This is a genomic window from Roseburia intestinalis L1-82 (assembly GCF_900537995.1).
Classification (GTDB): domain Bacteria; phylum Bacillota; class Clostridia; order Lachnospirales; family Lachnospiraceae; genus Roseburia; species Roseburia intestinalis.
Map to the genome: position 1 here is coordinate 3369892 of NZ_LR027880.1, position 14149 is coordinate 3384040.

At 45.7% G+C, this 14149-nt stretch carries 9 protein-coding genes; 2 read left to right on the forward strand and 7 right to left on the reverse strand.

What is annotated here, in order from left to right; translation table 11 throughout:
- Window positions 1-44: 44 nt before the first annotated feature.
- The 7 genes from RIL182_RS15870 to hisS form a co-directional block, all read right to left on the reverse strand.
- Window positions 45-1409 carry an MATE family efflux transporter gene (locus RIL182_RS15870; protein WP_055193425.1) on the reverse strand — a complete coding sequence of 455 codons (1365 nt, stop codon included), beginning with the start codon at window positions 1407-1409 and terminating at the stop codon, window positions 45-47.
- Window positions 1390-3843 carry a glycoside hydrolase family 2 TIM barrel-domain containing protein gene (locus RIL182_RS15875; protein ID WP_134523409.1) on the reverse strand — a complete coding sequence of 818 codons (2454 nt, stop codon included), beginning with the start codon at window positions 3841-3843 and terminating at the stop codon, window positions 1390-1392. Before RIL182_RS15875 ends, RIL182_RS15870 begins: the two co-directional genes overlap by 20 nt.
- Window positions 3844-3959: 116 nt before the next feature.
- Window positions 3960-4883, reverse strand: a complete 924-nt coding sequence (locus RIL182_RS15880; protein WP_006855786.1) for an AraC family transcriptional regulator — start codon at window positions 4881-4883, stop codon at window positions 3960-3962.
- Window positions 4884-4893: 10 nt separating this feature from the next.
- Complete coding sequence (locus RIL182_RS15885; RefSeq protein ID WP_006855787.1) at window positions 4894-6081, reverse strand: glycoside hydrolase family 88 protein; 1188 nt, start codon at window positions 6079-6081, stop codon at window positions 4894-4896.
- The gene (locus tag RIL182_RS15890; RefSeq protein ID WP_006855788.1) at window positions 6053-8377 is read right to left on the reverse strand and encodes a family 78 glycoside hydrolase catalytic domain; all 2325 of its coding nucleotides are present in this window, start codon (window positions 8375-8377) and stop codon (window positions 6053-6055) included. The genes RIL182_RS15885 and RIL182_RS15890 overlap by 29 nt, the downstream gene beginning before the upstream one ends.
- 62 nt (window positions 8378-8439) lie before the next feature.
- On the reverse strand, window positions 8440-10233 hold the full coding sequence (aspS, locus tag RIL182_RS15895) for an aspartate--tRNA ligase (protein WP_006855789.1): 1794 nt from the start codon (window positions 10231-10233) through the stop codon (window positions 8440-8442).
- A 76-nt stretch (window positions 10234-10309) separates the two neighbouring features.
- Window positions 10310-11560 (reverse strand): histidine--tRNA ligase, encoded by a 1251-nt coding sequence (gene hisS / locus RIL182_RS15900; RefSeq protein WP_006855790.1) that lies wholly within the window; start codon window positions 11558-11560, stop codon window positions 10310-10312.
- A gap of 293 nt (window positions 11561-11853) precedes the next feature.
- On the opposite strand from hisS, the gene RIL182_RS15905 reads away from it, so the two are divergent.
- Both RIL182_RS15905 and RIL182_RS22350 read left to right on the forward strand, forming a co-directional pair.
- Window positions 11854-13581 carry an IS1634 family transposase gene (locus tag RIL182_RS15905; protein WP_055195878.1) on the forward strand — a complete coding sequence of 576 codons (1728 nt, stop codon included), beginning with the start codon at window positions 11854-11856 and terminating at the stop codon, window positions 13579-13581.
- Between the two features lie 373 nt (window positions 13582-13954).
- Window positions 13955-14113: a helix-turn-helix domain-containing protein gene (locus RIL182_RS22350; protein ID WP_006855794.1), complete on the forward strand. Its 159-nt coding sequence runs from the start codon at window positions 13955-13957 to the stop codon at window positions 14111-14113.
- Window positions 14114-14149 lie beyond the last annotated feature (36 nt).

A 14149-nucleotide genomic window follows, 5' to 3' on the forward strand; every position in this document is an offset into this window, starting at 1 on the left:
TCAAGTTAATTTTATCGGGATTTTGCAGGTTTGTCAATATAGGGTCAGATTCTTTTTTTCGTCCATTTTCGTGAGCGGAAACGGATGAAAAAGATACTTCCGCGGAACATCTCATCGAGCATGAAAGCGATCCAGCATCCTGCCAGCCCCATCCTAAGGCGTATCCCAAGCAGATATGCAAACAAAATGCTGACGCCCCAGCAGGAAATCACGGCGATGACCATCGGAAAGAACACATCCCCCGCTCCCCGGAGCGAATTGTCCTCGACATGGTTGAATGCACGCCCGATTTCCACAAAAATATCGATAAAAAAGATCACGCCCGTCATCCCGATGATCTCCTCACTCTGCGTAAACAAATGCATCAATGGTCTATGGCAGAGAAAGATCAGAACCGAAAGCACGATATTTAAGCTGACCGCGATTTTTAACACCTGCTGGTTCAGCCGGTATGCCTTTTCATACTCCTTTGCCCCCGTCATCCATCCCATCAGGATCGCCGTGGAAAGTCCAAGTGACATTCCGGTCACATAGACATAAAACACGATGGATGAAACATAGATCTTTGCGGTGAGCGCCGCTGTTCCAAGCACTGCTAAGATCGATGTTGACACGATCTGTGAAAAGGAATACGACAGGGAACTGATCCCTCCCGGCAATCCGATCTTTAAGATTCCACCCACGCAGGATAATGTCTTTAAATTTTTCGATGCAAAATCAAGATGCAGTCCGCAATGGAACAGAAACCAGACGCCAAGTAAAAGTGCCGTCCCATGGCTTGCCACGTTTGCCATTGCGATACCTTCCACGCCCTCCGGCACAATTTTCACCGGCTGGAAAATCACAACGTAATTTAACACTGCATTCACGATATTCATAAACAAAGATACCGTCACTGCAAGTTTCGGTTTTCCATAACTGCGCAGTACCGCGGAGATAGCAGAAATAATGCCCTGCAGTACGGAAAAGCCGATACAGATGCGAAAATATACCACCGCCATCTCATACACCGATGTTTCTAACTGCATCGGACGCATGACTGCACCTGCAAAAAATGCCAGTATCGTTCCTAAGATCAGGCTGATTGCACCTCCGCACACGATGGAGGTAAACGCTGCATCCGACGCCCTTTTTTCATCTCCCGCCCCCAGTCTGTGGCTGATGACGACCGATGCGCCGCCGCTGAATACCGCATAAAACGTGTACAAAAATCCGATCACCTGGTTTGCCGCACCGACTGCCGCGACCGCATCATCCGCATAGTGCCCAAGCATCAGCGTATTGACCGTACCGGTCATATTCATCAAAAGCTGTTCAATAAACAACGGGATAAACAGTCCCTTCAGCGTCAGCGTTCCCTCTGCCGTGGTAACGCTGGTGCAGTCTGCATCAATCCATTTCCACTTCAAGATGCATTCCTCCTTTTTCTGCTATGCAGTTCTTTTGTGCTATGCTGTCTGTCTCTGAAATTTCTACACGGATCTTTCCCTTTTTTATTCTTCTCACATAAATCATGAGCCTTCCATTCTTTGTCTTTCTCATGTTTTCCGCATATGGAGTCACATCCGACAGATCCCCGTTCTCAATTCCTGCTAACATGCCTGCCCCGCTCACTGCCACACGCAGTTTTCTGTCATCCCAGACAACCTTCTGCCCATTTTGATCCACAAGTGTGAGCGCGACCTGATAGAGATATCCATTTTCCTGTATCTCTGAAAAAGGAATCTCCTCCGGCTGATAGACCTCAGCTTTGATACCAGCGGCGTTCTGCGTTGTAAGCAGTCTCTCCTGTTCTATGATATTTCCGTTTTCATCATAACCACTCGCCTCTAGGATCCCTGCCTCCCAGAGTACCTCAAAACGATATGCGCCGTCGTCGTTATAGCCAATCTGTCTGCCAGCCTCTTTTCCATTGATAAAAACAGCTGTCTCCGGCAGATTTGAGTAACACATCACGATGACCTTTTCTCCAGCTTTGTAATTCCAGTTTTCCCGACATGGGATCCACTCTGCAGATTCCTCACTCCACAGTCTTGTGGCAAGATAAAGCTGCGGTTCTTCACACCACAATGATTTTCTGCGGTAATATCTTGCTTTTTCAAATCCGGCACAGTCCAAAATTCCGGCTCCAGATCCATGAACCGGCCAGCCATGTGCCTCCCCTAAATAATCGATCCCGGTCCACAAAAACTGTCCGCTGATATAATCATTTGATTTTACCGCATCCCACGCCTCATAGCTGTGCCCGTTTTCACTTCCTAAAAACGGGATCTGTGGGAAATCTTTGTGATCGGCTTCGTAATACTGTTCCTTATAGTTGTAGCCAGCCACATCCAGATGCTCTAACATACCAAGCTTTGCAGACAGCTCCGGGTAGGCAAGTGCCATGGTGACCGGACGGCTCTCATCTTCACTCTTTACAATACTGGAAAGTTCCCCGGCGATTGGAAGCAGTCTCCTCATGTCCGGTTTTGCCGGATCATACTGCCGTTCTGCCGCCGGTTTGTTCGCGTCGTTATTTCCGGTCATCTCCAGAAAACTCGGATGACAATACGGATCGTTTGGATAGTCGATCTCATTTCCGATGCTCCACAAAATGATGGACGGATGATTGCGGTCACGCCTTACCATGGCACGCAGATCCTTTTCGTGCCATTCTGGAAAATCTTCAAAATAACCCTGATGTTTTGGCGGATAAACATTGTGTCCCGTGGACCATTTGTTTTTTGCATTTTCCCACTCATCAAACGCCTCATCCATCACAAGAAATCCCATCGCGTCGCACAGCTCATACAATTCCGGCATATGCGGGTTGTGGCTGCACCGGATCGCATTACAGCCACATTCCTTTAATTTTGCAAGCCGTCTGCGCCATACCTCTTTCGTTACTGCTGCACCGAGACAGCCGGCATCATGATGCACACAGACACCTTTGATCTTCATCGACACACTGTTTAAGAAAAATCCCCTGTCCGCATCAAATTCTGCCACACGGATTCCGACTTTCTGTGTGTCTGCAAGATAGGATATTTTCTTTCCATTCTCATCCGTTGTCTCATACCAGGTTTCCATCCGGTAGAGATCCGGGTGTTCCGTTGACCAGCACTGCGGATCATGGATAGTGCCATACATATTGCAGGATACCATATTTTCTGCCGGGATCTGTACCTGTTCTTTCCACTCTGCCACAGGCGTTCCCTGCGGATCAGACAGTTTTGTGCAGACCACACATGTTTTCTGCTCCTTCGTCTGGTTGCATATCTCATGACGGATACTGACTGCCGCCTGCACTTCCGGAAACTCTTTCCCATCAGCCACAAGTTTCTCTGTCACAAACGTCACGCCATATTCTGCCGGATGCACCTGTTCTTCCACCACAAGAGTTACTTTCCGTGTGATCCCACTTCCCGTGTACCATCTCGAATCCGCAATGTCCGTGTGTGTCACTTTCACACTGACTACATTTTCCTGTTTTCCAAAATGTGCGATCTCAGAGATATCATAGTAAAATCCGGTGTAACCATACGGATGTTTTCCCTGATAATAGCTGTTAACCCACACCTGGCTGTTTTTATACACACCATCAAAGACCAGACGGACCGATTTTCCCTGATATTCCTCTGGCAGATAAAAATGCAGCCGGTACCAGCCGATCCCGCCCGTCAGATATCCGGTGCCGCTGGAATATTCCTTCGAAAACGGATAAGCCACCGCCCAGTCGTGCGGCAGCATGACACGCTCGAATGCACGATCGTCATATCCCTGATACCATGCCTCCTCACATTCCCCAAAATGAAACTTCCATCCCTCATTTAATAACAGTTCTGTTTTATTCATAATCATAATAAAATACCTCCATGTTTTACTACGGTCTGTGTTTTCTTTTAAACACATCATAGTAAAAAACAGAGGTATGATACAATGGAGAATAGTGACACTTTTTGTCTTTTAGCGACTTTTCATGATTTATTTTTTGACAGAGAATCTGCGTAGGCGCGCGGTGACATCCCGACATTGCGCTTAAACACTTTGCTGAAATAATATTCATCCGGGTAGCCGACCTCCTGGCCGATCACCCCGGTATGCATCGTCGTCTGCGCGATCAGACGCTTGGCATGTTCCATGCGAACTGCCGTCAGATACTGGAAAATGGTCTGTCCTGTCACGCGCTTAAAGATGCGGTTCATGTAATCAAAATTGCCGTCAAACTCCTCCTCTAACCGCTCCCCCGAAATGTCTGCCGCATAAGACGCATTCAGCCATTCCTGTATTTTCTGGACTTTATAATAGCTTTCCGGGAACCCGCCTGCAGTCCTTTCGCGTTCCGCTGTCGCAAAACAGCGCGCGATCTCGATCAACGCCTCCTGTATCCGGCAGGCACAGAGGATCTTATGATTCTCAAACGTGCTGTAATCCTCCGCGATCGCCTGCTTGATCAGCTCATCAATGTGGATCTGGTCGGTGACTTTTTTGATATGCCAGTATTTCGGCAGCCAGATCTTGCTCTCATCATAACTTCCATAAGGCTCACACGGCTCCTTTACCATCGCCTTTCTCCGGCGTTCAAACTGCTGCCTGGCGACTTCCTCTTCTTTTGCATCGACCAGTTCCATCTCCCCATGCATGAAATGTACATAATAATAATTGCAGGTCGTCGCCTTTGTTCCCTCATGCGTGCGATCCTTATCCAGCAGACAGACATCCCCCGGCTTTAAGATCAGAGGCTTTCCGTCCTCAAGCAGATGCATCTCCCCGTGCCGGATAAAATATAAGATCTGTTCTCCCGCCCTGCGTTTCCTGTGGACATAAGGCGGTCTTATCTCTGTCTCATCCACAAAATTTACCTTCGGGAGCATCTGCGCATTTATCCTGTAAAATTCCATCTCTTCCCCTTTACCAGTAGATCTGCCAGTCTTTCTGCAGCCTCGTCAGCGCCTCCATGTAAAAATAATCGCCCCAGCTATTGCACTCATCCACACCGCACGTATTGCAGGTATTATACGGCGAACGGTTCGAATATGTGCTGTGCAGTACGATCCCGTTGGATTTTTCAAAATCTTTTACCGCATAGTTCCGGTATACAGAACCAATAAATTTTTCCGCAAGATCCCGGTAAAATGCCGCCTCCTCATCATATAAGTATTTTGCCATCTCAAGCATTCCGCACGCTGCAATGGAGGCGGAGGAAGAATCCCTCGGCTGTGCATCACCATCCGAAAACTCCAGATCCCAGTACGGTACGAGATCTTTCGGCAGATGCTCTATATAATATTTACTGACACCACGGAAAATATATTTGTATTCCTCTCTTTTTGTATAGCGGTATGCGAGTGCCGTTCCGTAAATTCCCCACGCCTGGCCTCTCGCCCAGGCAGAACCGTCCCGGTAGCCCTGACAGGTTGCCCCGTGATCCGGATTTCCAGTTACCGGATCAAAGAAAAATGTATGCCAGGTCGAAAAGTCCGGGCGGATCACATTTTCAAGTGTGGTATGTACATGCCGGTCAGCGATCTGACGGTAACTCTCATCTCCCGTTTCCTGTGACGCCCAGTAAAGCAGCGGTACGTTGAGCAGACAGTCTATGATCAGCCTGTAATTTTCCGGCTCTCCCATAGCGCCCCACGCCTGGATAAATTCTCCCTTTTCCTGAAAACGGCTCTTTAACTGGTCTGCCGCAAGGAGCGCCGCTCTTTTTCCCGTCCCGGAACCGGTCAGCTTATAACCTGCGACACAGGATGGTGTATACAAAAATCCCATATCATGATGATCCACACAGATCTTCTGCTCGATCCGGTGCAGGAAATCCTGCATCTGGATCTCTGCCGCCTTTAACAGAACGTCCCCCCCGCCATATTCATAGGCAAGCCAGATCTCCCCCGTCCAGAATCCCGTCGTCCACTCCACGTTGTCGATTGGACGGTAAAATCCATTTTCACTGTATGCATTCTGAAATTTTGTCGTAAATTCCGGCAGAACACGCTTTACCTGCATGCAGGCAGATGCCAGCGCATCCTCGCGCTCCTCTTTTGTAATCGGCATAACGCCTTTTAAATTATTCTTTGTCTTCTCTGATAACTGCATATTCTTCCCCCATTTTCTTTTCAACAATGATTTTTTTCCCTTTCACCGGTACACAGAGCCGAAACTCCCTGATTTTCTCCGGGATGTGCGGTGTCCAGTAATATCCATCCTTCTCTGCCGCATCGATATGTACCCCCGCGATCTCCTCGATCAAAATCGGGACCGGTGCAGATGCCCAGGGGTGGCACAGGCTGGTATTCCATTTCTGGTCTTTCCCCCATGCCTCAAAACAGGTCGTTGCACCCTCGCGCAGCATGTTGACCCATCCGTGTTCCCCCTCATTGACCAGCAGCTCATACACCGTATCGTACTGTCCGCGTTCTGCGAACACACGCAGTACAAAATAACTCAGCATCACGCCGCAGGAAAATCCCTTCTGTTCCATAAATGTCAGTATTTTCTGTTCATCCGCTTTGGGAAGTAAATGAAAGTACATCGCATAAACATTCGAATGCAGTGACGCGTGGCTGCTCGTCTCGCTGTCCGCTAAAAGTCCTGTCTTTTCCCGGTAAAAAGCGTTCCGGTATGCTTTTTTAATTTCTTTCGTCTGATACGGCATTTCCCTTCCACAGATCTCTGCCAGCGTATTCTGTGTCTCCATCGCCCCGATGTAGAGTGCATTGATCACATTATGGCAGCCCAGCGCCACCACAGGTCTCGTCAGTGGAAAATCATATCCATCCCGCAGATTTTCCGGCCAGTCCACAAGATTCCATTTGTCAGCGACCTGCTCTAACAGACCGTCCTCCCTCGCATACTGCGAAAAATGTTTTAAAATCCCATCTGCGATTCCATAATAACGGTCCACCGTCTCTTTCTCCCCGGTAAAACGATAATACAGCAAAAGGAGCTGCGAATACAACAGTGAAAAATCTGCAATCTCCTGCATCAGGCCGCCCGGCGCAACCGCAAGCAGTCCCGGACAGACCCTCGCTGTCTGTGCAAACTGATCGATGCATTTTAACAGCATATCCGTCTTTCCGGTCAAAAGTACCTGCGCGTGCGCCGTCACGACCGCATCCCCTAAGTACTGACCTTTTTCCCTCGTCGGGCAGTCCACATAATTCTCCTGTGTTCCAAGACGCACTGCATTTTTGCAGATTTGAAAAATATTTTCTAATGTTTTCTCCTCTGTCTTTAACTCACAAAGTGATTCATCCATCGGATAATGCCTTACCAGAAAACGGATATCCGACAGTTTAACGCCCCCGTCCGGCACGATCTTAACATACCGGAATCCCTTGTAATCATACGGATCAAACTCACATCTGCCATCCGCCAGCGTCCAGATTTCTCTGTAACAGCAGTTGCACCGCATGTCATAGCGCACACTGCCCGTTTCATCCAGTTCCTCCCCGTAAAACAACTTCACCTGATCGCCGTCTTTCCCCTCCGCGGTGAGCAGGATCATGCCTGTGATCTCCTCGCCCGCATCCAGAAGCATCGAACCATCGGGATCTTGTCTTATCACGGACGGTGTGATCTGATGTATGTGACCGTTATGATCTGCACACTTGTGCTCTAGCTTTGCCGGTTCCAATGGCTGTACGGCATCAGAGTGCAGCTTTGTCGGTTCTAGTGGATGCTCATTACCAGCGTGCAGCTTTATAGTCCCCAACTGATATTCCATGTAAGAGAGCATCTCCGTCGGCTGCTTCGTCAGCGTGTAATCTGCCCACACCGCCGGAACGGGTTTCTCCCAGCCGTCCGCATCAAACCCGGTATTTTTCCACCCATACGGGTATTTCCGGCTGTCAAAATTTTCTAAAAACTGTGTCTCGTATCCGACTGTCTCTCCCTCATAACAGTCCGTTTTCAAAAAGCAAAAAGAAACCGGTATCTCCTTTCCCTTTTCATCCCACAGCTCCGCCGCAAAGGCAAAACGCAGATCCCCGCTGTTCCACACACGGTTCACAAGTCCCTGATAATACAGATGGAGTGCCAACACATGCTCCCCGGCAGCAAGTGTCCCCAGTTCCAAAACATTGTAATAATACTTCGTATGATATGCCGCGGCAGGTCCTTCCCCCATAAACGCTCCATCCAGATATGCCTTATAATGGTCATCGGCTGTGATCTTACAGAAAATCTTCTGTGCACGCTCTAAAGTAAAATACCCGCGCACAAACACATGGACATTCTGAAATTCTGCCGTTTTCCTGCCTTCAACAGACGGCTGTACCTGTTCCTTATGAAACAGATTAAGAGGCACAGCATCAGCAAACTCCGGTATGGTGAGCCATCTGGCATCCCATGACTCATTTTTCTTAACTTCCTCTCCCATATTTTCCCCCATAATATATTTTCCAATAAGTAAGCAAAAACAGGGCGCCATGCGACGCCCTGCCAGATTTTTACTTATTCTTCTGACACTTCTTCAACTTCAAGTCCCAGTTCTTCCAACTGTTTTTTATCCACGATACCAGGTGCCTGTGTCATCAGACAGGATGCATCTTTTACTTTCGGGAATGCAATGACATCACGGATAGAATCTGCGTGTACCATGTGCATGACCAGACGGTCAAGTCCGTAAGCCAGTCCTGCGTGTGGCGGAACACCATACTTAAATGCATCTAACAGGAATCCGAACTGCTCATGTGCACGTTCCTTGGTGAATCCAAGCACTTCAAACATCTTCTCCTGAATATCATCCTGATGGATACGCACGGAACCACCGCCAAGCTCTGTACCGTTTAATACGATATCGTATGCTTTTGCACGCACACTGCCCGGATCAGAATCGATCTTGTCCCAGTCCTCTTCCATCGGCATGGTAAACGGATGGTGCATTGCCATAAAACGGTTTTCCTCGTCAGACCACTCTAACAGCGGGAACTCTGTTACCCATAAAAAGTTGTACTGGTTTGGATCAAGCAGATCTAATTCTTTCGCAAGTTCAAGACGAAGCGCTCCAAGCACGTTCCATACAATCTTATTTTTGTCTGCTGCAAATAATAATAAGTCTCCCGGCTCTCCCTGCATTGCAGAAACAAGTGCCTTTAACTCATCCTCTGTCATGAATTTTGCAAAGGAGGATTTGTAAGTGCCATCTTCATTCACTGCAAGGTAAGCAAGTCCTTTTGCACCGTAGCCTTTTGCAAATTCCACCAGTTTGTCGATCTTTTTACGCGGCATGCCGGCCTGTCCTTTTGCGTTGATACCACGGACGGAACCACCATTTTCGAGTGCTCCTGTGAATACGGAGAATCCGCAGCCCTCTACAACTTTGGATACGTCACAGAGTTCCATGCCAAAACGTGTATCCGGCTTATCGGAACCGAAACGGTCCATTGCTTCCTGCCATGGCATTCTCGGTAGCGGCAGTGTCACATCCACACCGATTGCTTCCTTGAAAATATATTTGAGCAGTCTCTCGTTGACATCTAATACATCTTCCACATCCACAAATGCAAGCTCCATATCTGCCTGTGTAAATTCCGGCTGACGGTCTGCACGAAGATCCTCATCACGGAAACATCTTGCGATCTGAAAATAACGGTCGTAACCGGAACACATTAAAAGCTGTTTGTAAAGCTGCGGTGACTGCGGCAGTGCATAAAAATGTCCCGGATGGACACGGCTCGGTACCAGGTAATCCCTTGCACCTTCCGGTGTTGACTTACATAACATCGGAGTCTCAATCTCAAGGAATCCCTCTTTTGCCATAAAGTCACGCATCAGATATGCAACTTTGCTGCGGAGCATCAGGTTCTTCTGGATATCCGGTCTGCGCAGGTCTAAATAACGGTATTTTAAACGGACTTCGTCTTTCGTCTGGCTGTTCTCCTCGATCTGGAATGGAGGTGTCTCTGCCTCGGATAAGATGCGGATATCGGTTGCGATCACTTCGATATCACCAGTCTTTAAAGACTCATTCACTGCTGCGGAACGTTTTTCAACTTTTCCGGTTACCGCGATCACATACTCACTTCTTAAACGCTCTGCCTTCTCATATCCCTCTTTGCCGACGCTCTCTTCGTTAAATACGAGCTGTAAGATACCCGAACGGTCTCTTAAGTCGATAAAGATCAGACTTCCTAAATTTCTTCTCTTCTGTACCCATCCCATGACGGTTACGGTCTCACCGATATTCTGATTTGAAACCTCGGTACATCTATGGCTTCTGTGTAAGCCTTTCATTGATTCTGCCATTACTGCAAACCTCTTTCCTTTTACTTATTAAAAAATTCTACAATCTCGAAGAGATTATTCACTCTGTCATTAAACTTTATTTATTGAAAAACTCAATGATCTCTTTGTATCCCTCGGCGTCTAATTTTTCCTTCTGGAATTTTTTATTCTTGTTCATGCGGACAACCAGCACCTGTTTGCCTGCCGCACGTTCTTCCTGTGCCTTTCCGATGATCTCGCCGAGTTTTTCTGCAGGGCATCCCTTTTCAATCAGGTATGCAACTTTCGGACGCTGTGTCGGAACCGTAAATCCGCTCTCCATCAGAAGAAGGATGATACGCTCAAAACCGATGGAAAATCCACATGCCGGCACATCCTGTCCGGTAAATTTGCCAACCATCTTATCATAACGTCCACCGCCGCCACAGGCTGCGCCAAGCTCCGGCATGGAGATCTCAAAAATGGTTCCGGTATAGTAGCTCATACCACGAACCAAAGTCGGGTCAAATACCATTTTAAAGGAAGCCGCCTTTGCACCCTCCACGGTATCGATGATCTCTAAAAGATTACGCTCCACCTCAGGATCTAAATATCCCTCCAAAGTCTTTGCAAGATATTTGATGCCGTTTTCTGCTTCCTCAACACCTTTAAAAAGTGTAAGATATTTCTCGATCGACTCTTTTGCATAGCCCTCTTTTTCGAGTTCCTCTGCCACACCGTCAAGTCCAATCTTGTCCATCTTATCTAAGATGATAAATACAGTATCGAAATCTTCCTCTGCAAATCCACTGTATGCTGCCATCGCCTTTAAGATCCGGCGCTCATTGATGCGGATCTCGAAATTCTTAAATCCGAGTTTTCCGATTGTTGTAGTTGTTGCTAAGATCAGCTCAATCTCTGCAAGGTTCGTCGGCTCTCCGATAATATCGATGTCACACTGCATAAACTGACGATAACGTCCACGCTGTGGGCGGTCAGCTCTCCAGACATTTCCCATCTGAATCGCCTTAAACGGAGATGGAAGATCATTTGCATTATTTGAATAAAAACGAACTAACGGAACAGTCAGATCATAACGCATACCAAAATCAACTAAATCCGCTTCTTCTTTTGCTTCAGCGACTTTCAGCTTTTCACCGCGCTTCATTACCTTAAAAATCAGTTTTTCATTTTCTCCACCCTGTTTATTGCTCAGGTTTGCAATATTTTCCATACAAGGTGTCTCGATCGGCGTAAATCCGAAACTGCGGTAAGTCTCTTTGATGACTTGCTGCACATAATCCCGGATCTGCATCTCCTCCGGTAAAATATCTTTCATGCCGTTGACCGGCTTTTTACTTAATGCCATGAAATTTCCTCCATCTTCTGTCTGAATATCCTTTGCCTATTATACGTTTCACAGTTGTATACGTCAAGAACTGTCCTGTGTACAGTACAAAAAAACTTATTTTTATGTTACTTCAATGTCATTTCGTTAAGTTACAGGGTTAGCCCCTAACTGGTGGTCGGGAGTTTGACACATTGAAATCCAAAAAAGTACCACAAAGCCTTGAAATAGGCTTATTTTTTTGTCAAATTTTTATTTTTATTATATAGTAATATTTGGTGATATGTGGTATAATAGTGACAGAGGTGATTATTGTGCGTATAACAACATCAAAATCAAAAAATTCTGAGTCCTTTTACATCACTCAGTCCTATACAAATGCCAATGGGAAAAGTACTTCCAAAACCATCCGAAAATTAGGTACGTTAGCTGAATTATCGGCACAGCTCCACACGGATCGTGACGGAGTTGTTGAATGGGCAAATGAACAGGCTCGTCTTGAAACACTGAAATATAAAAGTGAAAAAGAGGATGCTACTGTCATGATTCCATTTCATTCCAACAGACTCATGGACTATAATAAGCAGAAACTTTTTTCTGGCGGATATCTTTTTCTTCAGTCTATTTACTATGGACTTAAGCTCGATTCTGTCTGCCGAAAAATCAAAAGCCGACATAAATTCGAGTATGATCTTAATGCTATTTTATCTGATTTAATTTATACAAGGGTTCTGGAACCTTCCAGCAAAAGTTCTTCCTTTCGAGCAGCAAAACAGTTCCTTGAGCCTCCAACTTATGAACTTCATGATGTTTACCGAGCTCTTTCTGTTCTTGCTTCTGAAATGGATTTTATTCAATCAGAAGTTTATAAAAACAGCTTTTTTCTTGGTGACAGAATGGATCGGATCCTTTATTATGATTGCACAAACTACTACTTTGAAATCGAACAGGAAGATGGAGATAAAAAATACGGAAAAAGCAAAGAGCACCGTCCGAATCCCATTATTCAAATGGGACTCTTTACAGATGGTGACGGAATACCTTTGGCTTTCTCACTCTTTCCTGGAAACCAAAATGAGCAGAAATCCTTAAAACCTTTAGAAACAAAGATTCTCCAACAATTCGGCTGTGATAAGTTTATCTATTGTAGTGACGCCGGACTTGCTTCTGAGGATAACCGTGTTCTTAATCACATGGGACAGAGGGCATTTATTGTCACTCAGTCCATCAAAAAGCTGCCTGCTGAAGATCGGGCATGGGCTTTAAAGAAAACTGGCTTCAAACGTCTCTCAGATGATAAACCTGTTGATCTCACAAAACTGACAGATGATGACAAGAACCAGCTTTATTATAAAGACGAACCATTGACAACAAAAAAACTGGATCAAAAATTAATCATAACCTACTCCCCTAAATATGCCGCTTATCAGAAAGCCATCCGTGCGGAGCAGATCTGTCGGGCAGAAAAAATGGTTGCAAATGGCTCTCTAAAAAAACAGCGTAAAAATCCAAATGATCCTGCAAGATTTGTAAATAAGGTAGCTGTAACCAACGAAGGAGAAAAAGCTAAGATCCACTATTATCTCGATACGGATAAGATTGCTGAAGAAGAAATGTATGACGGACTTTATGCGGTATGTACAGACCTGCTTGATGATGACGTTGCAGATATCTTAAAAGTCAGTGAAGGAAGATGGCAGATTGAAGACTGTTTCAGAACTATGAAAACAGACTTTGAAGCCAGACCCGTTTACTTAAACCGTGAAGATCGGATTAAAGCTCATTTCCTCACCTGCTTTCTTGCTCTGTTACATTTCCGGTTATTAAACCGCTCCTTGAAAGGGACTTATACCACAGAACAATTACTTCACACTTTAAAAGACATAAAATTTACGGATATAGAAGAACAGGGCTTCATGCCGGTATATGAACGTCAGGAAATCACTGATGATCTCCATGAAACCTGCGGATTCAGAACGGACTATCAATTCATAACAAAACGGAAAATGAAAGGAATTCAGAAAAAAAGTAAGCGGAGATAAAACATTACTATATTTCGTGTATGCAGATAAAAGTGCCACGCCCCTTGTATTTACAGGGATTGTGGCACTTTTTTAACTAATCAACTGTCAAAGATGAGATTATACGTTTCACAGTTGTATACGTCAAGAACTGTCCTGTGTACAGTACAAAAAAACTTATTTTTATGTTACTTCAATGTCATTTCGTTAAGTTACAGGGTTAGCCCCTAACTGGTGGTCTAATCCAAATTTTTTCAAAAAAGTTACCAAAATTGAAGAGTTGTCAAAACAGTACCTGATGAACACCACTACTTTGAAATCCGTTTTCAAAGCAGTCTATGGAATGCCCATCGCTTCTTACATGAAAGAATACCGTATGAAGTAGGCATCGAATATGCTGTTGCAGAAAGATAAATCTATTTCGGAAATTGCCGCCGCTGTGGGATATAAAAGCCAAAGTAAATTTACATCGGCCTTCCGAGATATATTTCAGATATTACCTACTGCATATCAGGAACAAGTATCCTATACAAATGCACTTGCAAACGCTTGAAATTATAGGATTTAAGGAGTCTGTGAAGAAATCAAA